The sequence below is a fragment of the Pseudomonas sp. GM60 genome (assembly GCF_000282415.1).
In the GTDB taxonomy this organism is placed as follows: domain Bacteria; phylum Pseudomonadota; class Gammaproteobacteria; order Pseudomonadales; family Pseudomonadaceae; genus Aquipseudomonas; species Aquipseudomonas migulae.
The window spans coordinates 14,289-35,385 of sequence record NZ_AKJI01000068.1 but is presented as its reverse complement, the minus strand read 5'-3'; the positions used below and the strand labels follow the sequence as shown (position 1 = coordinate 35,385).

The 21,097-nt window shown below is 59.8% G+C and carries 21 protein-coding genes; 8 read left to right on the top strand and 13 right to left on the bottom strand.

Annotated elements, in window-relative coordinates; translation table 11 throughout:
• Positions 1-9: 9 nt before the first annotated feature.
• Together moaB and PMI32_RS12635 are read left to right on the top strand one after the other, a co-directional pair.
• Positions 10-549: a molybdenum cofactor biosynthesis protein B gene (gene moaB / locus PMI32_RS12630; RefSeq protein WP_008030315.1), complete on the top strand. Its 540-nt coding sequence runs from the start codon at positions 10-12 to the stop codon at positions 547-549.
• A 22-nt stretch (positions 550-571) separates the two neighbouring features.
• Positions 572-1,759, top strand: a complete 1,188-nt coding sequence (locus PMI32_RS12635; RefSeq protein ID WP_008030313.1) for a molybdopterin molybdotransferase MoeA — start codon at positions 572-574, stop codon at positions 1,757-1,759.
• A gap of 66 nt (positions 1,760-1,825) precedes the next feature.
• Here the strand turns inward: PMI32_RS12635 and PMI32_RS29855 are convergent, their stop codons facing one another.
• Positions 1,826-2,134 carry a hypothetical protein gene (locus tag PMI32_RS29855; RefSeq protein WP_081501773.1) on the bottom strand — a complete coding sequence of 103 codons (309 nt, stop codon included), beginning with the start codon at positions 2,132-2,134 and terminating at the stop codon, positions 1,826-1,828.
• Between the two features lie 228 nt (positions 2,135-2,362).
• Between PMI32_RS29855 and yegS the strand changes: the two genes are divergently transcribed.
• Positions 2,363-3,280, top strand: a complete 918-nt coding sequence (yegS, locus tag PMI32_RS12645) for a lipid kinase YegS (RefSeq protein ID WP_032828808.1) — start codon at positions 2,363-2,365, stop codon at positions 3,278-3,280.
• Here the strand turns inward: yegS and PMI32_RS12650 are convergent.
• The 3 genes from PMI32_RS12650 to PMI32_RS12660 form a co-directional block, all read right to left on the bottom strand.
• The gene (locus PMI32_RS12650; protein WP_032828800.1) at positions 3,264-3,923 is read right to left on the bottom strand and encodes a response regulator; all 660 of its coding nucleotides are present in this window, start codon (positions 3,921-3,923) and stop codon (positions 3,264-3,266) included. The two genes, yegS and PMI32_RS12650, sit on opposite strands and share 17 nt — an antisense overlap.
• The gene (locus PMI32_RS12655; protein WP_008030303.1) at positions 3,920-4,813 is read right to left on the bottom strand and encodes a sensor histidine kinase; all 894 of its coding nucleotides are present in this window, start codon (positions 4,811-4,813) and stop codon (positions 3,920-3,922) included. Before PMI32_RS12655 ends, PMI32_RS12650 begins: the two co-directional genes overlap by 4 nt.
• A 345-nt stretch (positions 4,814-5,158) precedes the next feature.
• Positions 5,159-5,629, bottom strand: coding sequence for a hypothetical protein (locus PMI32_RS12660; RefSeq protein ID WP_008030299.1), 471 nt, complete (start codon positions 5,627-5,629; stop codon positions 5,159-5,161).
• Positions 5,630-6,092: 463 nt separating this feature from the next.
• Between PMI32_RS12660 and PMI32_RS12665 the strand changes: the two genes are divergently transcribed.
• The gene (locus PMI32_RS12665; protein ID WP_008030297.1) at positions 6,093-7,028 is read left to right on the top strand and encodes a chemotaxis protein CheV; all 936 of its coding nucleotides are present in this window, start codon (positions 6,093-6,095) and stop codon (positions 7,026-7,028) included.
• Positions 7,029-7,232: 204 nt separating this feature from the next.
• Positions 7,233-8,039: an MOSC domain-containing protein gene (locus PMI32_RS12670; protein WP_008030296.1), complete on the top strand. Its 807-nt coding sequence runs from the start codon at positions 7,233-7,235 to the stop codon at positions 8,037-8,039.
• 71 nt (positions 8,040-8,110) lie between these two features.
• Here the strand turns inward: PMI32_RS12670 and ppnP are convergent, their stop codons facing one another.
• From ppnP to PMI32_RS12710, 8 genes are all read right to left on the bottom strand, one after another.
• Complete coding sequence (ppnP, locus tag PMI32_RS12675) at positions 8,111-8,395, bottom strand: pyrimidine/purine nucleoside phosphorylase (RefSeq protein WP_008030293.1); 285 nt, start codon at positions 8,393-8,395, stop codon at positions 8,111-8,113.
• Positions 8,396-8,464: 69 nt separating this feature from the next.
• Complete coding sequence (locus PMI32_RS12680; protein WP_008030291.1) at positions 8,465-9,007, bottom strand: 3'-5' exonuclease; 543 nt, start codon at positions 9,005-9,007, stop codon at positions 8,465-8,467.
• A gap of 71 nt (positions 9,008-9,078) precedes the next feature.
• Positions 9,079-11,040: an acetyl-CoA carboxylase biotin carboxylase subunit gene (locus tag PMI32_RS12685; RefSeq protein WP_008030290.1), complete on the bottom strand. Its 1,962-nt coding sequence runs from the start codon at positions 11,038-11,040 to the stop codon at positions 9,079-9,081.
• A 117-nt stretch (positions 11,041-11,157) separates the two neighbouring features.
• On the bottom strand, positions 11,158-11,955 hold the full coding sequence (locus PMI32_RS12690; protein ID WP_008030289.1) for an enoyl-CoA hydratase/isomerase family protein: 798 nt from the start codon (positions 11,953-11,955) through the stop codon (positions 11,158-11,160).
• Positions 11,952-13,109, bottom strand: a complete 1,158-nt coding sequence (gene atuD, locus PMI32_RS12695) for a citronellyl-CoA dehydrogenase (RefSeq protein ID WP_008030288.1) — start codon at positions 13,107-13,109, stop codon at positions 11,952-11,954. Before atuD ends, PMI32_RS12690 begins: the two co-directional genes overlap by 4 nt.
• Before the next feature lie 24 nt (positions 13,110-13,133).
• Positions 13,134-14,750 (bottom strand): geranyl-CoA carboxylase subunit beta, encoded by a 1,617-nt coding sequence (gene atuC / locus PMI32_RS12700; RefSeq protein WP_008030286.1) that lies wholly within the window; start codon positions 14,748-14,750, stop codon positions 13,134-13,136.
• A gap of 3 nt (positions 14,751-14,753) precedes the next feature.
• Entirely contained in the window at positions 14,754-15,623 is an 870-nt protein-coding gene (locus PMI32_RS12705) for an SDR family oxidoreductase (RefSeq protein ID WP_008030284.1), read from the bottom strand.
• Positions 15,624-15,635: 12 nt separating this feature from the next.
• Positions 15,636-17,426, bottom strand: coding sequence for an acyclic terpene utilization AtuA family protein (locus PMI32_RS12710; RefSeq protein ID WP_162130731.1), 1,791 nt, complete (start codon positions 17,424-17,426; stop codon positions 15,636-15,638).
• A gap of 175 nt (positions 17,427-17,601) precedes the next feature.
• Between PMI32_RS12710 and PMI32_RS12715 the strand changes: the two genes are divergently transcribed.
• From PMI32_RS12715 to PMI32_RS12725, 3 genes are all read left to right on the top strand, one after another.
• A complete protein-coding gene (locus PMI32_RS12715) occupies positions 17,602-18,228 on the top strand; it encodes a TetR/AcrR family transcriptional regulator (protein ID WP_008030281.1) in 627 nt (208 codons plus the stop codon).
• A 93-nt stretch (positions 18,229-18,321) separates the two neighbouring features.
• Complete coding sequence (locus tag PMI32_RS12720) at positions 18,322-19,116, top strand: substrate-binding periplasmic protein (protein ID WP_008030280.1); 795 nt, start codon at positions 18,322-18,324, stop codon at positions 19,114-19,116.
• 101 nt (positions 19,117-19,217) lie between these two features.
• Positions 19,218-20,222: a GNAT family N-acetyltransferase gene (locus PMI32_RS12725; protein ID WP_008030279.1), complete on the top strand. Its 1,005-nt coding sequence runs from the start codon at positions 19,218-19,220 to the stop codon at positions 20,220-20,222.
• A 124-nt stretch (positions 20,223-20,346) separates the two neighbouring features.
• Here PMI32_RS12725 and PMI32_RS12730 read toward each other — a convergent pair whose 3' ends face one another.
• On the bottom strand, positions 20,347-20,895 hold the full coding sequence (locus tag PMI32_RS12730) for an RNA polymerase factor sigma-70 (RefSeq protein WP_008030278.1): 549 nt from the start codon (positions 20,893-20,895) through the stop codon (positions 20,347-20,349).
• Positions 20,896-21,097: the final 202 nt, after the last annotated feature.

Below are 21,097 nucleotides of genomic sequence, written 5' to 3'. Positions count from 1 at the left end.
GACGAGCCTATGAAAGCCAAGGCTGATGTACCTTTCGCACCGCTCAACATCGCGGTGCTGACTGTCAGCGATACCCGTACTCTGGAAACCGACACGTCAGGCCAGGTCTTCGTTGACCGCTTGATCGCTGCTGGCCATAACCTGGCCTCTCGGGTTCTGCTCAAAGATGACCTCTACAAAATCCGCGCGCAAGTCGCCAACTGGATTGCCGATGATGTGGTGCAGGTTGTCCTGATCACGGGTGGTACGGGATTCACCGGGCGCGACAGCACGCCCGAAGCGGTGAGCTGCTTGCTGGACAAGCAGGTCGATGGATTTGGCGAGCTTTTCCGGCAGATATCGGTGGCGGATATTGGCTCCTCCACTGTTCAGTCCCGCGCCTTGGCCGGTTTGGCCAATGGCACGCTGGTCTGCTGCTTGCCCGGCTCGACCAACGCTGTGCGAACCGGTTGGGACGGTATTCTCGCTGAGCAACTGGATTCGCGGCACCGCCCATGCAATTTCGTGCCTCATCTGAAACAGGCGCAGCCCTGTGAATCCCGTGGGTAAGCCAGGCAAGACAGGCAGCCTGATGGCTGTCGAAGTCGCACTGGCGCGCTTGCTGGAAATGGCTGAAGCCACGCCGATTCGTGAGCGTGAGCGCCTGCCCCTGGCGCAGGTTGAGGGTCGTGTTTTGGCCGATGACCTGATCTCGACGCTTGATCTTCCTCCGTGGCCCAACAGCGCAATGGATGGTTATGCGTTGCGCGCGGCCGACTGGACGGGAGAGCCGTTGGTGGTCAGCCAGAAGGTTTTTGCAGGCAATGCTCCGCCGCCTTTGACGCCCGGCACCTGTGCGCGAATCTTCACCGGTGCGCCGGTTCCTGCTGGGGCCGACTGCGTCGAGATGCAGGAAAACGCTGAAATCCAGGTGGATGAACGAGTCCGTTTCACCGAAGCCCTGGCGCCAGGACAAAACATCCGGCCACAAGGCCAGGAAACTACCGTCGGTGAACTGATTCTGCCAGCCGGCACGCGGCTTGGGCCAATTGAGCAGGGCTTGGCTGCGTCACTGGGATGCGCAGAGCTGGAGGTGATTCGCAAAGTTCGCGTCGCCGTTTTGTCCACCGGTGATGAATTGGTTGAACCGGGTAAGCCGCTGGGACCTGGTCAGATCTACAACAGCAATCGTGTGTTGCTCTGCAGCTGGTTGCAGCGATTGGGTTGTGAGGTGATCGACGCCGGTATTCTTCCAGATGACCTCGAGACCACTCGTGCCCGTCTTGCCAGTTTGGCAAGCGTCGATCTGATCCTCTCGACCGGTGGCGTATCGGTGGGTGAGGCGGATTTTCTGGGCATTGCCTTACGGGAGGAGGGCGAGCTGACATTGTGGAAGCTCGCTATCAAACCGGGAAAACCGCTGACCTTCGGACATTTTCGTGGTGTTCCGGTCATTGGTTTACCCGGTAACCCGGCGTCGACCCTGGTGACCTTTGCCTTGTTGGCAAGGCCCTATCTATTACGCCGCCAAGGCGTAAAAGTGGTTGAGCCGCTGAAATTTCAGGTGCCGGCAGGGTTTAACTGGTCCAAAGCCGGCAGTCGACGCGAGTACTTGCGTGGACGTCTGGAAAACGGCCGGGCGATCATCTACAAAAATCAGAGTTCAGGTGTACTGCGCAGCGCAGCCTGGGCCGATGGTCTGGTTGAAGTGCTGGAGGATCGCACGCTGATCGAAGGTGACAGTGTGTCTTTCATCCCGCTGAGCGAAGTTCTGGGCTGATACTTGCCTCACGCTGGCCACGCAAACCCGGTTGATCGAACCGGGTTTTGCGTTGATGGCTGACGCTTAGTGTGCGATGAGTGCCACGACCTGGTCGAAACGACTGTTGGCGATCCAGCCCAGAAGGCCGAGCACCACGGCTGTGCCACCGGCGGAATAGGCAAGCCGGTGTTTGATCGATTTCACGTCACTGCGGACTTCATCCATGTCTCTTCGGATGTATTCGAGGTGAGTTTCCAGTTCGACGACGCGAGGTTCCATTTCGGCTTCTCCTGTGGGTTTTGCACTTTTATTGAATTCGGCTTGTTGTTTGGCCCGTCTTTCCGCGAGTGGTGCAACCGGGATGCCCGGTAACCTGATGTCATTGCTTTGCATGGTACGTCCCTGTAATTCCTGCTGATGACTGATAAACCGCAGCCACCAAGGTGTACCAATCAAAGGGGTGGGTCAATTGAGCCGATTCCTCAGGTTTTGTAAGAAAAAATCCCGCCTTGTAGGACCTCAATCCCGGACTCCTTGAAATAATTCAGTTTCCTGCGACTTTTATGGTGCGCATCGCGGTCAACATCTCCCATACGGAATGCAAACATGGGGGTGATCACAATGAGCGAACGCAAGGCACTGTTGATTCTGCATGGCAAGCAGGCGCTCAACGAGGAGGTTCGTGCGGCGGTCGAGGGCAAACGCGCACAAGGTTGGGAGTTGGCTGTTCGATTGACCTGGGAGGCCGGCGACGCACGGCGCCTGGTGGATGAGGCTCTGGCCGCGGGCTACAGGCAGGTCATCGCTGGGGGCGGTGATGGAACGTTGCGTGATATTGCCGAGGCCATGGCTGCGCAGTCGACGCAGGCCAGCCTGGTGCTGATGCCGTTGGGAACCGCCAACGATTTCGCGCGCGCTGCGGGTGTGCCTCTGGAGCCCGCCAAAGCCTTGAATCTTCTGGAAACTGAACCGTGTGCCATCGACCTGGGAGAGGTCGGTGGGCAGGTGTTTCTGAATATGGCCACGGGTGGCTTCGGCAGTCAGGTCACGGCCAACACCTCAGAGGAATTGAAGAAAGTGCTCGGAGGTGCGGCCTACCTGTTCACGGGGTTGTCACGTTTCAGCGAGTTGCATGCGGCCTATGGCGAGCTGCATGGCCCGGATTTTCAGTGGAGTGGCGAGCTGCTGGCACTGGGCATCGGCAATGGCCGTCAGGCGGGCGGTGGTCACGTGCTGTGCCCACAGGCGCTGGCGGATGACGGTCTGCTGGATATCAGTATTCTGCCTGCACCGCAGGAAGTGGTGGGTACGTTGAAAAGCTTGCTCGCCGACGGCTTCGGTATCGACAGCATGTTTGTGCGCGCCCGTCTGCCATGGGTCGAGATCAAGGTCTCGGAAGGTCTTTACATCAATCTCGATGGTGAACCACTGGAGGGCGACAGCTTGCGTTTCTCGGCGCGCCCGGCAGCACTGCGGGTACATTTGCCCGAGGACTCGCCGCTGCTGAGCGTTCCGGCAATGATCAATCGTCCAGACTGATGATCTGCTCGCGCACGGCGAACAGCACCAGGCCTGCCACGTCGTAAATCTGCAAGCGCTTCATGATTTGCGAGCGGTGGGTTTCGACCGTCTTGATACTCAAACCCAGGCCATTGGCGATTTCCCGGGTGGATTTTCCGCGAACAATCAGCCGCAGGATTTCCAGCTGACGTGCCGTCAGGTTGTGCGAGTCCGCGGGTTCCGGCTGATGTTTCTGATTACGGGTCAGCGCCTGGTTGATGACCGTATGGGCGATGGCCGGGCTCAGGTAGCGTTCGTTGTTGCGCAGGGCTTCCAGGGCATGTTCGAGTTCGGTGGCCGTGGTGTCCTTGAGCAGGTAACCGTGGGCGCCGGATTCCAGAGCTTGCATGATGAGCGCCGGGTCGGTGTGCATCGACAGAATCAGCACCTTGCTTTGCGGGCGCACGCGCTTGAGGCGCTGCAAGGCTTCAAGGCCACCGGTTTCCTTCATGGAAATATCCAGCAGCACGATATCCGGGGACAGATGCTCGACCATTTCGAGCAGCTGCGAGCCGTCATTGGCCTCGCCGATGACGGCGTAGCCGGGAATATCCAGCACCAGAGCGCGCACGCCAGCCCTGATAAGCGAGTGGTCATCCACCAGAAGTAAGTTACAAGTCAACGCATAACCTTATTCGTACTGGCCCGTTCGAGCGCACGTGGCGCCCAGGGGAAGAGAGCTTCGATTTGAGTACCTTTGCCCGGTTCGCTGGTGACGGTCAATGTACCGCCCAGTTGATCGATACGTTCCGACATTCCGGCCATTCCGCGCTGGCCCTCACGACCCGGATCCGTCGCCGGCGCGAAACCCAGGCCGTCGTCGCTGATCAACAGCGTCAAGCCTTGAGGCTGGCGTTGCAGGCGGACCAACAGATTTTTCGCCTCGGCGTGGCGCAGTATGTTGGTCACCGCTTCCTGGGTGATTCGAAAGGCGGCCACTGCCATTTCTTCGGGGATGCCGGTCAAGCGTGAATGGCATTCCAGGCTCCAGTTCACCGTCGTATTGCCCAGTGTCTTGAGCAAATGCGCTCGCAGGCTGGCTTCCAGCCCCAGGCTGGTCAACTGTCTGGGGTTGAGGATGGCCGATACGTCACGCACTTTGGTCAGGGTTTCTTCCAGCGTGTCGCAGAGCGCCGCGCATTGCTCTTGCAGTTCTTCGGGCATTCGGCGTCTGAGCCAATCACTTTGAAGTTTTGCCGCGGTCAATAACTGGCCAATATCGTCATGCAGTTCACGACTGAGTCGATGGCGTTCGTTCTCCTGAACCTTCAATAAACGGTCGGCGAGCTCTTGAGGCTCGAACTTTATCGACTTGCGCGACAGGCGATGCTGCACCCAGACGCACGTCAGCGCTGCAATATTGAGCAGCAGCAGACTTAGCGGCAAGCGTGTGGACAGGCCATAGATCAGCAGGCTGCCGAGCGCCGAGCAGGTACACAACAAAAGCGTGAACCGACGCGCGTTTACTCGGGAGGGGGGCCACATGGTGATTGACTTGAGGCTGGCGTACATAACGGATGGAGCCAATGGATGTTCGCTGCGGGCAGACCGGTCTAATGGACTGACGGGTCTCTGTCTGAGTCACTCTGCCATTAATTGACGTCAACTAATGGTCGGCATAATACCACTTAACATACCGTTGGTCGCGTTCGGTATATATGTCTATAGAGTCAGGAAATAAAGGTTTTGGACGATAGTTCCACAATGGAAAAGTTTATCGGCAGGAAGGGAATAGTTACTTGTATCGGGCTGTCGTTGACAGGCATGAAATATTCAATTGCGACATGAGCGTGATCAAGTTACAGAGTGACATCTTGGCAATATGAATACGAACCGCGGCGTTATTATCGGGTGAAATTAAGCCTGCCGTTCCGTAAAGGAAACGAGCCGGAACGGTTTGGAATTAACCGGTGGCTGAAACTGGTTTTGCCCGACCTGGTAGGCAAAGGCTTCGATCAATGAGGTTTGTTCACTGTCGTCGAGGCTGAGTTGGCCGGTGGTCTGATCGATCAGTTCGAGTTGCCAGGCCATCAATGTGAAGCAGTCTTTCAACGCATCCAGCGCCTGAGCATGCAGGTCGACGTGGTTTTGGGCATGGTTCAGCAGGCCATGAATGTGCAGCGAAAACTCCGAAACGGCGACCAGGGCGAGGGCATCGGCCTTGTTGGCCAGCTTGAGCAGGGTACTGAGCATGCATTCGATGGCGTCCTTGTCATTGCTGATCAGTTGCAAATGACTCAGGCACTCCTCGGATTTGGCCAGGAGTGTTTCAGCTTCGGCGAGAAACTCCGGGAACCGTTTGGCCCACTCGTTACGGTCGTTCGGCATGCTTATCTCCACAACGTCATGTCAAATGAGGGAATGTCGTGTGTGTCAGCGAGAATGATCTGCGCCATGGCGTTGCCGTGCCGTCGTGAGATCGCGCTCCAGCCGGGCTGTCTGCAGGCGGAGGAGTTCAAGAGGGTGGATGGCCACTGACCTGCGATCGCACACAAAAGCCTGACTCCGTTCATGCAATGAGAATGGCGTCACATTAATGGCTATTGGATATTGCGAATATCAGGTTGGGCCTGATTGTTACTAGGGGAATCCCTTACGCACGGGAACCTAATGGACGAAACAGGGTCGCGCCGCAGGGAGTGAAGCAGATGAAGTGATGGCGTCAGTAAAGCATGATGTTAATGTGACATCAATGCCTGAGCGTGGCATTTTGCGTCGGGGTCAAGGTCCTGAAAAAACAGCCGATAACCCTCTTTAGTGAATTCATCAGAACAAGTACCAGGAGTCATTGATGGCCGGCATTCTCGACACGGTAGACCAACGCACGCAACTGGTGGGTGAGAATCGCCTGGAAATTCTCATGTTCCGCCTGGCTGGGCGGCAATTGTTTGCGATCAACGTTTTCAAAGTGCAGGAAGTGCTGCAACTGCCGAAACTGACCCTGATGCCCCAGCGCCATCCGTTTGTCTGCGGCGTGGTCAACCTGCGTGGCCAGACGTTGCCGGTGATCGACCTGTCCCAAGCCATCGGCATGCGTCCGCTGGTGCCGAGCCCTACCAGCACGATCATCGTCACCGAGTATAACCGCTCCGTGCAGGCTTTCCTGGTAGGCGGTGTGGACCGCATCGTCAACATGAACTGGGAAGCCATTCTGCCGCCGCCGACCAGCGCCGGCCGTCAGCATTACCTGACTGCCATCAGCAAGGTCGATGATCAGTTGGTAGAGATTATCGACGTCGAAAAAGTCCTTGCCGAAATCGTTCCGTACAACGCCAAGGTGTCCCGCGACAAACTCGACGATCCAGTGCTGGAGCGCGCCCGTGGCCGTGAAGTGCTGCTGGTGGACGACTCCAACGTGGCGCTCTCGCAGTTGCGCGACACCCTCGGCCAGTTGGGCGTGAAGATGCACATTGCCAGCGATGGCTTGAAAGCGCTGAACATGCTCAAGGGCTGGGCGGATACCGGCGTGAACATGACCGACAAATTGCTGATGATCTTCACCGACGCCGAGATGCCGGAAATGGACGGCTATCGCCTTACCACCGAGATCCGTAACGATCCGCGTCTGCGCGGCCTCTACGTGGTTCTGCACACCTCGTTGTCCGGCAGTTTCAACGACTCGATGGTCAAGAAGGTTGGTTGTGACAACTTCCTCTCCAAATTCCAGCCGGACAAATTGGTCGATGTGGTGCGTCAACGCCTGATGCTCGACGAAGTGCCTGCCTGATCACGATGTAAAGGCTGCACTCTGCTTACCTGTGGGAGCGGGCTTGCTCGCGAAGGCGGTTTAACATTCAACATTTATGTCGACTGTCACACCGCCTTCGCGAGCAAGCCCGCTCCCACAAGGTATGCAGTGTTCAGTTCGCAGTCTTTGATTCGGCGATCAAGCTCGTATAGGGTGGCATTTTTGTCCTCCAGGGAGCTGGTCATGCTGCGTCTGAGCGCGCTTTATCGTTATCCGTTGAAATCCGGCAAGGGCGAGATCCTGCAACAGGTCAGTCTCGACAAACTGGGGCTGGACGGGGATCGACGCTGGATGCTGGTGGACGAGGCCAGTGGGCGCTTCCTGACCCAGCGTGCGGTGGCGCAGATGAGCCAGCTGTCGGCGTTGTGGAATGCCCAGGGCGGTTTGACCCTCAGCGCTCCCGGCCACACGCCGATCGATATTGCCTTGCCTGCCAGCGACGCTGAGTTGCGTGGCGTGACTATCTGGCGCGACACCTTGCGTGTGCCTGATGCCGGTGACGAGGCAGGGGCCTGGGTCAGTAGATTCATCGGCAAGCCGACTCGCCTGGTGCAAGTGCCGGTTGACCGCGCTCGGACCACACAGGCCGGTTATGGCAAGGACGACGATCAGGTGGCCTTCGCCGATGGCTTCCCGTTGCTGCTGATCGGGCAGGCGTCCCTTGAGGATCTGTCGCAAAAAGTCGGGCGTTCGTTGGAGATGCTGCGTTTTCGACCGAATCTGGTGATCGAGGGCAGCGAGGCGTATGCCGAGGACGGCTGGAAGCGTATCCGTATCGGCGATGTCGAGTTTCGTGTGGTCAAGCCGTGTTCGCGCTGCATTCTGACCACCATCGATCCGCAGACCGGCGAACGCAGCGATGATCGTGAACCGCTCGCGACCTTGCAGAAGTATCGTGCCCAGGAAGACGGTGCGATGTTTGGCCAGAATCTGGTCAACGATGGCAACGGTCTTCTCGAAGTCGGCATGCCGGTCACGATCCTGGAATAAGCGACCCTGAATGAAAAATGCCCGTGTCCAAGGACACGGGCATTTTTTTTGCGCTGTGAAAACCCGGGGTTTTAGCCGCGGTATTCGCACAGGTAAGCGGTGTCGACGGCCACTTTCAGCTGGAATTTGCTGTTGGCTGGCACGTTGAACTGGCTGCCGGCGGCGAAGGTTTCCCAGTTGGTGCTGTCTGGCAGTTTGACGGTCAGGGCGCCGGTCACCACGTGCATGATTTCACGCTGGCTGGTGCCGAATTCGTATTCGCCCGGAGCCATGACGCCAATGGTCGCCGGACCTTCAGCGGTGCCAAAGGCGATCGACTTGACGGTGCCGTCGAAGTACTCGTTGACTTTAAACATGGGCGATTCCTCGAAAAGGGCTAAAAAGGGCCGGCCAGTATGCACAAGGCCCTTGGCGCCGTCACCTCTCTAGAGCGGGAGAATCAGCGGTAACAGACGCGCTGTATTGCGCGCATCTTCCAGTGCCCGGTGCTGCTGGCCAGTGAACTGCATGCCGGCCAGTTGCAGGGCACCGTTGAGTCCCAGCGGGCGTTCCAGTCGTCGGGCCTTGGCAAAGCGCTGCTTGAGGTTCATGTGCGGCACGCGACTCAGTTGGCTGTCGAGTTGCAAGCGCTCCCACTCCTGAAGCAGTTGCCTGCGATCGTAATCGCCCCAACTGGCCCAGCCTTCCAGCCGTGAATGATGTTGGCCGAGCCAGCGCTCGAAGACCGGCCAGACCTCGGTCAGCGCCTGTGCGCTGTCGATATTGGCCTGGGTGATGCGAGTCAGCTCGCGACAAAACGGTGTGAGCAGGGGGCGTCGCAGCGGTCGCACGAAGCGCTGGAAATGGTCCTGCTCACGCCCTTGGCGGTCCACCAGCGTGGCGCCGATTTCGATGATTTCCATTTCCGTAACTGGCCAGCCACCTTCATCGGTGGTGGCTTCCAGATCGATCACCAGCCAGTGAGGCATTGAAGGGTTCCCGGTATCCGCATCCTGATAGGGCTTGAGCGTAGCCAAACCCGACGGATCCGCCTAGCGGCTTATTCGACCTCCAACAAAATCTGACGATTTTTTACCTGATCGCCGACCTTGACCTGCAAGCGTTTGAGCACGCCGTCGATACCGGACTTGAGCGGATGCTCCATTTTCATTGCTTCCAGCACCACCAGCAGTTGGCCTTTACTGACCAGGCTGCCTTGTGCGACCAGCACGTCGACGATCGCGCCGTCCATCGGCGCCTTGAGCGTGCCGGAGCTGACGCTGGCCTGGCCGCTGACCAGCGCTTGCGTGCGATCCTCCAGGCACAGGCTGCCGGGGCGGGTGAACAGCCAGAGCTGTCCGGCCTCCAGACGATAGGCATGACGCTGGCGGATGCCGTTGATGTCCAGGGTGGCCCAGCGTCCGTCGCACTGGATGACGTTCAGTTCGAAGGCCTGGGCGGCGACTTCAATCCGGTACGGTTCGCCTGGTACCGCGTTCAATTGCACCGGCCAGTCCCGATCCTCCAGGCCGATGCGATAGTGCAGCGGCACACTGGCGTTGTTGCGCCAGCCGGCCAGCGCGGCGGGATGAACCTGCGCCGAAGCCTGATAAAACAGCGCCGCCGCAATCGCCAGTTCTTCAGCGCTCGGGTTATGCGGATGCAAACAAGGATGGTCGGCGAAATGCGTCGGGATGAACCCGGTGCTGAACTCGCCACTGATGAAGCGTGGATGTTCCAGCAGGCTGGCGAGCAAGCGCTGATTGCTCGGCAAGCCCATCAGCACACTGTCTTGCACCGCGCGCAGCAACTTGCGCCGGGATTCTTCACGGGTAGCGCCGTGGGCGATGATCTTGCCCAGCATCGGGTCATAGAACGGGCTGACGTGTTGACCTTCGATCAGCCCATGGTCGATCCGCGCTCCACTCTGCAAGGCCGGTTCCCAGGTGGTGATGCGCCCGGTCTGCGGGAGGAATCCTTGGGTCGGGTCTTCGGCATACAGCCGCACTTCCATGGCGTGGCCGTTGAGTTGCACCTGTTCCTGGCGCAATGGCAGCGGCAGCCCTTCGGCGATGTGCAACTGCCAGGCCACCAGATCGAGGCCGGTGATCAATTCAGTCACCGGGTGTTCCACCTGCAACCGCGTGTTCATTTCCAGAAAGTAGAACTGCCCGTGCGCGTCCAGCAGAAACTCCACAGTGCCAGCGCCCACATAATTCACTGCACGACCGGCCTTGAGCGCCGCTTCCCCCATGGCCTGGCGCAGTTCGGCGGTCATGACCGGGCAGGGTGCTTCTTCGATGACTTTCTGATGGCGGCGCTGGATCGAACAGTCGCGTTCGCCGAGGTAGATCAGGTTGCCGTGTTGGTCGCCGAACAGCTGAACTTCAACGTGACGCGGATCGATCAGCGCTTGTTCGAGGATCAGTTCGTCGCTGCCAAACCCGTTCAATGCCTCGGAGCGCGCGGTGCGAATCTGTGCGAGCAAATCCCCTGCATCGTGCACCAGGCGCATGCCGCGCCCGCCACCGCCGGCACTGGCCTTGATCATCAACGGAAAGCCGATGCGTTCGGCTTCGAGGCTCAGGGTCGCGTCGTCCTGCCCGGTGCCTTGATAGCCTTTGATGCAGGGCACACCGGCGTCGAGCATGGCGAGTTTCGACAGGCGTTTGCTGCCCATCAGTTCGATGGCTTCGGGGCTGGGGCCGATGAAAGTGAGGCCGGCGTGCTGGCAGGCGCGGGCGAATTCGGCATTTTCCGAGAGGAAGCCGTAGCCGGGGTGGATCGAATCGGCACCGGTGCGGCGGGCGGCGTCGAGGATGGCCGGGATGTTCAGGTACGACTGCTGGACCGGGGCCGGGCCGATGTTGACGGCTTCGTCGGCGATTTGTACGTGCAAGGCATCCGCATCTGCGTCGCTGAACACGGCGACGGTGCGGTAGCCCAAGGATTGGGCCGTGCGCTGGATGCGGCAGGCGATTTCACCGCGGTTGGCGATCAGGATTTTTTTCAGGGCGGGCATGGCTTATTCCCTTGGTTTTTGCGGTGAAAGTGATGGCCTCATCGCCGGCAAGCCGGCTCCTACAGGGATTTGTGTCGTTCACTAGACCGTGTAGGAGCCAGCTTGCTGGCGATGCTTTTATGGCGCCCATCCCGGTTTACGTTTTTGCACGAAGGCCATCGTGCCCTCGACTCCTTCAGCTCCGATCACCGCTTCGCTAAACCACTCGGCCGCTTCATCCAGCAACGCATCCGACGGTTGCCCGGCACTCGCCAGCAACAGTTTTTTGGTCGTCGCATTGGCCCCCGGCGCGCAGCACAGTACGTGGGCCAGAATTTCACCGAGACGCTCGGCCAAGGCTTGCGCGTCATGCTCGACAAAATGCACCAGCCCCATGCGCCGCGCCTGGTTGCCATCGAACCGCGCCGCCGTCAGCGCCAGGCGCCGGGCCTGAGTCAAGCCGATGCGCTGGACCACAAACGGCGCGATCTGCGCGGGCAGCACGCCGAGGCTGGTTTCCGGCAGCCCGAATTGCGCCTGATGATCCGCCAGGGCGACATCGCTGACGCAGGCCAGGCCCAAACCACCGCCAAGCACTGCGCCTTGCAACACGGTGATCACCACTTGCGGCGCGTGTTGCACCTCTTGCAGCAGCGCGCCGAACGCACGGTTCAGATCACGGTAGGCGTTCGCGCCTTGAGCACGGGCGTTGGCCATGTCCTTGATGTCGCCACCGGCACAGAAATGCCCACCGGCACCGCCGATCACCAAGGCCCGAATCGCACGGTCATCGCGCACGGCCAACAGCACCGCACGCAGTTCGGCGACCATCAGCAGGCTCATGGCGTTGCGGCTTTCCGGGCGGTTGAGGGTGATGTGCAGCACGCCGTTATGCGGTTCGAGCAATAGCGTCTGGCAATCCGGCAGGGTGCTCATTTCTTTTTCCCCGGCAGGATGCCCATGAGTTTGCAGATGATCCCCAGCATGATTTCGTCGGCGCCGCCGCCAATCGACACCAGCCGCACATCGCGGTAAGCGCGGGCCACGGGGTTGTCCCACATGAAGCCCATGCCGCCCCAATATTGCAGGCAACTGTCGCTGACTTCGCGGCCCAGTCGCCCGGCCTTGAGTTTGGCCATCGATGCCAGACGCGTGACGTCCTGACCTTTGATGTACTGCTCGGTGGCCTGATAGACCAGCGCCCGCAGGCATTCGATTTCGGTTTGCAATTCGGCGAGGCGAAAGTGGATGACCTGATTGTCGATCAGCGCATTGCCGAAGGTTTTACGTTCCTTGCAATACTCGATGGTGCTGTCGATGCAGTATTCCAGGCCCTTGATCATGTTCGCCGCGCCGAACAGGCGTTCTTCCTGAAACTGCAGCATTTGCATCATGAAGCCCGCGCCTTCATGACCGATGCGGTTGCGTTGCGGCACGCGCACGTTGTCGAAAAACACCTGGGCGGTTTCCGAGCTGCGCATGCCGAGCTTGTCCAGGTGCGAACTGAGGCTGATCCCCGGCGTGTTCATCGGCACCATGATCAGCGACTTGTTGATGTGCGGTTTGTCGTCCGAGGTGTTGGCCAGCAGACAAATGAAATCGGCGCTTGGCGAGTTGGTGATCCACATCTTGCTGCCGTTGATCACGTAGTCGTCGCCGTCCTTGCGGGCGGTGGTTTTCAACCCGGCCACGTCGGAACCGGCGCCGACTTCGGAAACGCCGATGCAACCGACCTGTTCGCCGGTAATGGCAGGGCGCAGAAACTCTTCACGCAGTTCATCGGAACCGAAGCGCGCCAGCGCTGGAGTGCACATGTCGGTCTGCACGCCGATGGACATCGGAATGCCGCCGCAATGAATGGTGCCGAACTCCTCGGCGGCGACAATCGAATAGCTGTAGTCGAGCCCCATGCCGCCGAATTTCTCCGGTTTGGAAATTCCCAGCAGGCCCAGGTCACCGGCCTTGCGGAAGATTTCGTGGATGGGAAAGCGCCCGGCCTTTTCCCATGCATCGACGTGCGGGTTGATTTCGTTTTCGACGAATTGACGAACGGTGCGGCGCAGTGCTTCGTGTTCCTGGGTGAAGATCATTTTTATTGTTCTCCTCTGGCCGGTTCAGAACCGGGCTACGCCAAAACTGTTGGTTTGCAGCGGCCGCACATCGGCCTCATGACAGATGTCCAGCAAGTAACCGAGCAGGGTCCGGGTGTCCCGCGGATCGATGAGCCCGTCGTCCCACAGACTGGCGCTGCCATAAAGCGCGGTGGACTGGCTGTCGAGTTTCTGTGCAGTGACCTGCTCCAGCATGTCGAGCATTTTCGGGTCGGGCACCAGGCCGTCCTTGAGTTGTTTGGCTTCGGTGACGATGCGTAGCACCTTGCCGGCCTGCGCGCCGCCCATTACCGCTGTGCGGCTGTTGGGCCAGGCGAAGATGAAGCGCGGGTCGAGGCCGCGACCGCACATGGCGTAGTTGCCGGCGCCATAGGAACCACCGACGACGATGGTCAGTTTCGGTACGCGGGCGTTGGCCACCGCCTGAATCATCTTCGCGCCGTGCTTGATCACGCCTTGCTGTTCCGATTCGGTGCCGACCATGAACCCGGTGGTGTTGTGAAAGAACAGTAGCGGCGTCTGGCTCTGATCGCAGAGCTGGATGAATTGCGCGGCTTTACTCGCCCCTTTGGGGGTGATGGGGCCGTTGTTGCCAATGAATCCGCAGGCGCGCCCCTGAATGTGCAAATGGCCGCAAATGGTTTGCTGATCGAATTCACCCTTGAACTCAAGGAAGTTCGAGCCGTCGGCAATCCGCGCAATGATTTCGCGCACGTCGTAGGGCTTTTTCGGATCGTCCGGGATCAGTCCCAGCAGCTCGTCGATAGGGTAGAGGGGTTCTTTCCACTGCCGTTCGGGCAACCATTGCAGCTGCTCGTTCCATGACAACAGGCTGACAATCTCGCGCACCAGGCGCACGCCATCGGCATCGTTCTCGGCCAGGTATTCAGCGGTGCCGGCGGTTTGCGCGTGCATCTCGGCACCGCCCAGTTCTTCGTCGGTCGCCACTTCTCCGGTCGCGGCTTTCAGTAACGGTGGGCCGGCGAGAAACAGTTTGGCTTTGCCACGCACCACTACCGTGTAATCCGAGAGCCCTGGCTGATAAGCGCCGCCCGCCGTGGCCGAGCCGTGGACCACGGTGATCTGCGGCAACCCCATGGCCGACATCCGCGCCTGATTGGCAAAACTGCGCGCGCCTTCGACGAAAATCTCCGCTGCGTAATTGAGGTTGGCGCCACCGCTTTCGGCGAGGGTGATCACCGGCAGTTTGTTCTCCATGGCGATCTGTTGCAGGCGCAGGGACTTTTTCAAACCGCTGGGGGAAATCGTCCCGCCCTTGATTGCGCTGTTGTTCGCCACGACCAGAACCCGCACGCCGGACACGTAACCGATGCCGGCGATCAAACCGCCGCCGGCCGAACTGCCGTCCTTGTCGTCATGCAATTTGTAGCCGGCCAGGCTCGCCAGTTCGAGGAACGGCGCACCGGGGTCGAGCAGAAGGTTGAGGCGTTCGCGGGGCAGCAATTGCCCGCGCTTGTCGAACCTGGGTTTGGCTTCGGCCGCTTTGTTCAGCAGGTTCTGTTCGAGCTGACGGACTTGCTCGATCCCGGCCAGCATCGCTGCACGGTTCTGGGCAAACTGTTCGCTGAACGGGTCGACTTGCGACTGAATCACCGGCATGACTTATTCCTTGTCCTTGAGCACGTCCGGCAAGTACGCGCGGTGGAAACCGTTGTACGACTCACTGATCTTGGCCTTGTGGATCGGCCACGCCCGACCGCCAAGGCTGGCGGCACCGTCGATACGCAAGGTGCTGCCACTGACAAACGCTGCGGCCGGACTGAGCAGGAATACGATCGCGGCGCTGACTTCCGATTCGGTGCCGATGCGTTTCAGCGGCACGTGCTCGCGCAAGGTCGGAATCACCGCTTTGAACGCACCTTCGTAAGTGTCCATGCCGCTGGAGGCGATCCAGCCCGGTGCCACTGCATTGACCCGCACCCCGGCGTAACCCCATTCGAACGCAGCGGTCTTGGTCAGGTTGTCCATGCCCGAGCGCGCCGCGCCCGAGTGGCCCATGCCGGGCATGCCGTTCCACATGTCGGCGAGCATGTTGACGATGGCGCCGCCGTGTTGGCTCATGGACTGGTTGAAGACTTCGCGCGCCATCAGGAAACCGCCCACCAGGTTGGTGCGCATCACGGTTTCGAAACCCTTCTGGTTGATCGAGGCCAGTGGTGAGGGGAATTGGCCGCCGGCATTGTTGACCAGTCCGTGGATCGGACCGTGCTTGCGGATCAGTTCGCTGACCAGATGTTTGACCGCTTCTTCGTCGCGAATATCGCAGGTCTGCCAATCGGCCTTGCCGCCATCCTCGGTAATCTCGGCAACCACGGATTTCAATTTGTCGGCATTGCGCCCGATCAACAGCACATGGGCGCCGAGGGCCGCCAGTTCATGGGCGGTGCAGCGACCGATGCCGCTGCCGCCACCGGTGACGATGATGTTTTGGCCGGCAAACAGATCAGCTTTGAAAATCGAATCGTAGGCCACGGCGGCAGTCCTCTAGTTGACCTGGTCGGCGATGCGCTGCGGCACCGGAATCTGGATGTCCAGTAGTTGTTGGGCGAAGGCTTTGCCTTGCGGATCGATCCGCAGACTGGCCACGCCACCACCGCCAAGGGCGTTTTCCAGCAAGAAATTCAGGCTGTGGGTCGCGGGCAGGTACCAGCGCTCGACGCGCCCGTGAACCGGGTCGAGCACATGACTCATCCAGTCGACCATCACTTCCGGGGTCAGGGCTTCGGCGATCCACGGCAGGTACTCCGGCTCGCGTGCCATGACGCCGATGTTGCTGTGATTGCCCTTGTCACCCGAGCGTGCGACCGCGAGCTTGATCAGCGCCACGCTGGCATCGGCGCGACCGCTGGGTTTCGGTGGGTCGTACGGCACCGGCAGGTCCGCGGTGGTGAGCGCGTCGAGGGCGGGCAGGGCGCACGGATGACGTTGACCATTGAGATCAATGTCCAGCGTGCAGGCGGATTTGTCGATGAGGAACGAGAACAGCCGGATCAGCGGATACACCGTCGGCCGTCCGCCGACGATGCCGGTCAACCCCGGCGCCATGCCGGTGGCGGCCTGGGCGATTTCCCGGGAGAACACGATCAGCGCCTGTTTGTCCGGATGGCGCACGGCGAGCTTGATCACCACTTCGCGGCTGTCCTGACGCTGGCCATGGGGACCGTACGTGGCCTCGCTGCCGAGCAGTTCAATATTGACTTCGCTGTAGGGCGCCCAACCGCGCAGGCTGAAGATTTCCGAGGTCTTGCGGATGATCGCTTCACTGACGCGCCGCGCCTTGTCCACCGCATCGATCCCGGCGATCAGGCAGCTGGCAGTGCAGCGGAAACCGTCCGGATACGTCGCGCTGACCTTGTACTGATCGGTGGGCGGCAAGCCTTTGGCGCCGTGTACCTGAACTGCGTTCTTGCCTTGTTGCTGAAGTTTGACCTGGGTGAAATCGCAGATCACATCGGGCAGCAGATAGGCCTGCGGGTCGCCGATTTCATAGAGCATCTGCTCACCGACCGTGAGTGGCGTGACCAGGCCGCCTGAGCCTTCGGGTTTGCTGACGATGAACTGGCTGTCGGCGCTGACTTCGACGATGGGGAAACCGATGTGTTCGTAGTCGGGCACGTCACGCCAATCGGTGAAGTTGCCGCCGGTGCACTGGGCGCCGCATTCGATGATGTGACCGGCGAGTGCGGCTTGCGCGAGTTTGTCGTAGTCGTGCCAGGACCAGCCGAATTCATGCACCAGTGCAGCGCTGACCACGGCGCTGTCGACCACGCGCCCGGTAATGACGATGTCCGCGCCCAGGCGCAAGGCTTCGACGATGCCGGGCGCACCGAGGTAGGCGTTGGTGGAGACGCACATCGGCGGCAAGGGCGCGCCGCTGAACATTTCGCGAAGGCCGCGGGTGCTCAGGTGTTTGAACTGCGGTTGCAGGTCATCACCCAGCAACACGGCGATTTTCAGCGCCACGCCGGCCTTGTCGCAGGCCGCTTGCAGGGCAGCGGCGCAGGCCTGCGGGTTGACGCCGCCGGCGTTGCTGATGACGCGGATGTTCTGTGCGGCGAGCTGCGTGAGCAGCGGGCTAAGCACTTCGATGAAGTCGCTGGCGTAGCCGGCCTGGGGATCTTTCATCCGCGCACCGGCCATGATCGACATCGTGATCTCGGCCAGATAATCGAACACCAGGTAATCCAGGCGTCCGCCTTCCACCAGTTGCGCGGCGGCGGTCGAGGTGTCGCCCCAGAAGGCGCTGGCGCAACCGATGCGAACAGTTTCAGGCACAGCCCTTTCCATAGCCACCTCCCTCAGACGTGTATCGAGACTACCAAGCAAGCGCTTGGTTTGTAAACGACTTAAATATCTTCTGCCCGAGCGCTTGCTTGGTTGCCTTCGTCAGCTTAAATTGCCCGCGCAACCCCGCTGTTTTAGCGGTGAGTACGACTGTAGGAGAGAACGGGTGGACGAGCAAAAAGCCCTGAGGGTAATGCGCGAATTGGTCGACAACGGCCAGTTGACCGACCCGGACAGCGCCCGTGGCAAATTGCTGCAAGTGGCGGCTCACCTGTTTCGCAACAAAGGCTATGAGCGCACCACGGTGCGTGATCTGGCCGGCGCGGTGGGCATTCAGTCGGGCAGCATTTTTCATCACTTCAAAAGCAAGGACGAGATCCTGCGGGCTGTGATGGAGGAAACCATTCGCTACAACACCGCGTTGATGCGTGCGGCGATCGCCGAAGCCGAAAACGTGCGCGAACGGGTACTGGCGCTGATTCGCTGTGAGTTGCAGTCGATCATGGGCGGCAGCGGCGAGGCCATGGCGGTGTTGGTGTACGAATGGCGTTCACTGTCCGAAGACGGGCAAGCGAAGGTGTTGGCGCTGCGCGACATCTATGAAGACCTCTGGCTGCAGGTGCTGGGGGAGGCCAAGGACGCGGGATTCATTCGCGGGGACGTGTTTATCACCCGGCGTTTTCTGACCGGTGCGCTGTCCTGGACCACGACCTGGTATCGCCCGGATGGCAGCGTGAACCTCGATCAATTGGCCGATGAGGCGTTGATTCTGGTGCTCGAAGAAAAACAATAGTGTTGCCCGTAGCCGCAGGAAACTGGCTAAGTGGCCGAAACCGCCTAGCTTGAATGAATTGATGCGTACTTTTTTGGGGAGTGGGTTGTTTTGATGTCTTCGCCAATTCGGACGGCCTCGCGGCTTTTTCTGGCGGCGCTTGCAGCGCTTTGGGTGTTGCCGTCTCCGGCGGCGCAACTGGTGCGGGTCGGTGCCGCGCATTTTCCGCCCTACACCGTACGCCCTGAATCCGGTGCCGACACCGGCCTGCTGCCGCAATTGGTCGAGGCGCTCAATGCCTTGCAAACCGACTACCAGTTTGTGCTTGTGCCGACATCCATTCCGCGACGCTTCGGTGACTTCAAGCAGAGCCGGGTGGACATGGCTATTTTCGAGAACCCGAACTGGGGCTGGAAGGACATTCCCCACGTCAGCGTCGACATGGGCCTGGAAGATGCCGAGATTTTTGTCGCGCAGCGGATTCCCAATCGTCAGCAGAACTATTTCGCCGATCTTGCCGGCAAGCGTCTGGCGCTGTTCAGCGGCTATCACTACGAGTTCGCCAACTTCAATGCCGACCCCAAAGTCCTCGCGCAAAACTACAACGCCACGCTGACCTATTCCCATGACAGCAACCTGCTGATGGTGCTGCGCGGGCGCGCCGACATCGCCCTGGTGACACGCTCTTACTTGAGCGATTACCTGCTGCGCAACGAGAAGGTCGGCGATCAGTTGCTGGTGTCTCAGCGCATTGATCAGGTCTATCACCACTACGCCATCCTCCGTCCCACGGCGCCCATAAGCGGTGAGGCATTCGGCAAGTTGCTGCAAGGATTGCGGGACAACGGCCAGATGCTGAGGATTTTCGATCCGTACAAGATCGCCATCGTGCCAGTTCCCGGCAGCTGAGATCGCGTCGCCGGGCGGTGTTTTTGCCGACCTTCCTTAAATTTCCCCCACTGGCTCACGTCACTTCGTTGAACTGTCGACGATTATCGTGAGCCCGCCCCATGCCCAATCTGAATGACCTGACTGCCCTGGCTTTGCCGACAGGCAACCGCCTTGTCGCGGATGAAACCGAAAACCGCCTGAGCCTGAGCCTGGACGCGCAACCGCTGATTACCTTGCGGCTGACGCGTGAGCCCGAGTTGCACGTGCATGCCGAGGCACGCGTCGACACTCAGGCCGTGTGGGCCGCCGGTTATTGGTTGTTTGCCCGTGACCCGGCTTGCCAGCGCCTGACCTGGCACCTCGATGAAGCTCCCGCCGAAGCCTTGCTCAGCGGTTTGCTGGTGTCGACCGAACTCGCCGGCCAGTATCGCTGCGAGCGCACGCTGTTCTGGCAGTTGCCGCAGCCTTGGCTGGGGACATCGCTGACCAGCGGCTACCCGCAGAAAATGGTGATCAGCGCTGGCAAGCGTCATCCATTACGCCCGGTGAAACCGCGCGGTGAAGTCTATCGACGTTTCGATGCGCGGCTGGGTGCGTGGATTTCCCTGCGTACGCTGGACATCGATCTGGACCTGGCGCGGTTCAATCGCTGGCAGAACAGTGCGCGGGTGGCGAGTTTCTGGCAGGAGGAGGGCAGCCTTGAACAGCATCGCGAATACCTGAGCAAACTCGACGCCGATCCCCACACCGTGACGTTGATCGGCTGTTTCGATGATCAGCCATTTGCTTATTTCGAAGCCTACTGGGCCAAGGAAGACCGCATTGCACCGTTCTACGATGTCGATGATTACGACCGTGGCATTCACATGTTGGTCGGCGAAGAAAACCATCGCGGTCCGCACAAGGTGGCGAGCTGGTTATCGGCGTTGACGCATTACCTGTTTCTCGATGATCCGCGTACCCAGCGGGTGGTTGCAGAGCCGCGAGCCGACAACGCGAAGATGATCGGGTACATGCAGGGGCAGCGCTTTCATTGCGAGAAAGAGTTCGACTTCCCGCACAAGCGCGCGGCGTTGATGGTGTTGGGGCGGGAGCGGTTTTTTGAGCGGTGTGTGTTGGCGTGATGGGTAGGGCTCAAGATTCGATCGGTCTTGAGTCCGTCTTCGCGGGCAAGCCTCGCTCCTACAGGTCCGTGTCGCTCGCCAAAACGACACTCACCTGTAGGAGCGAGGCTTGCCCGCGAAGCTGTTAACGGCGGGAGAAGGTATCCGCCCGACTGCCCGACACCTTGCGGCAATGCACCAGCGCATCGCGAATCATGAAGTTCACCAGGGTTGGCGAAACACCCAGTTCCTTGGCGATGTCCTTTTGCGGCACGCCGTGCAGGCGGTACATCTCAAAGGCGTAGCGGGTGCGGCTCGGCAGCTCCGTCAGCGCGTCGGCGATGTTTTCCAGGGTCGAAAAATTGATGTGCGAGGTTTCCGGCGAAGCGCCTTGAATCACCACGTTCAGCCCTTCTTCTTCAGGCCCCGAATACTTCTGCTCCAGCGCCTGTTTGCGGTAGTGGTCGATCGCCAGGTTACGCACGATCTGGAACAGGTAACTGAGCTGAGCCTTGATCGAGGAGGTGATCTGCGGCGCCGATTGCAGGCGGAAGAACGCATCCTGAACCACATCTTCGGCACGGGATCGGCAGCCGGTAATACGGGCGGCAATCTTGACCAGAATCAGTCGATTGTCCACGAATGCCTGAAGTAGCGGTGAATCGCACCTGCTTGTGGATACTTGTTCCGTCATGGAAATCACCTTGCTGCAAATGGGGTCGTGGGACGACGGGTATATCGGAGCCGTCCTACACATCGAGCGACAAATTATTCTGAATGATAATGATTGTCAATTGAGAAAGAGAACTAATCCTCCTCTTAAGTGAGCAGTGAGAACTGCGACACGCTGCCGCACCCAGCCCCCGTTGGCGATCAAGCCTGCCGACTAATTATTT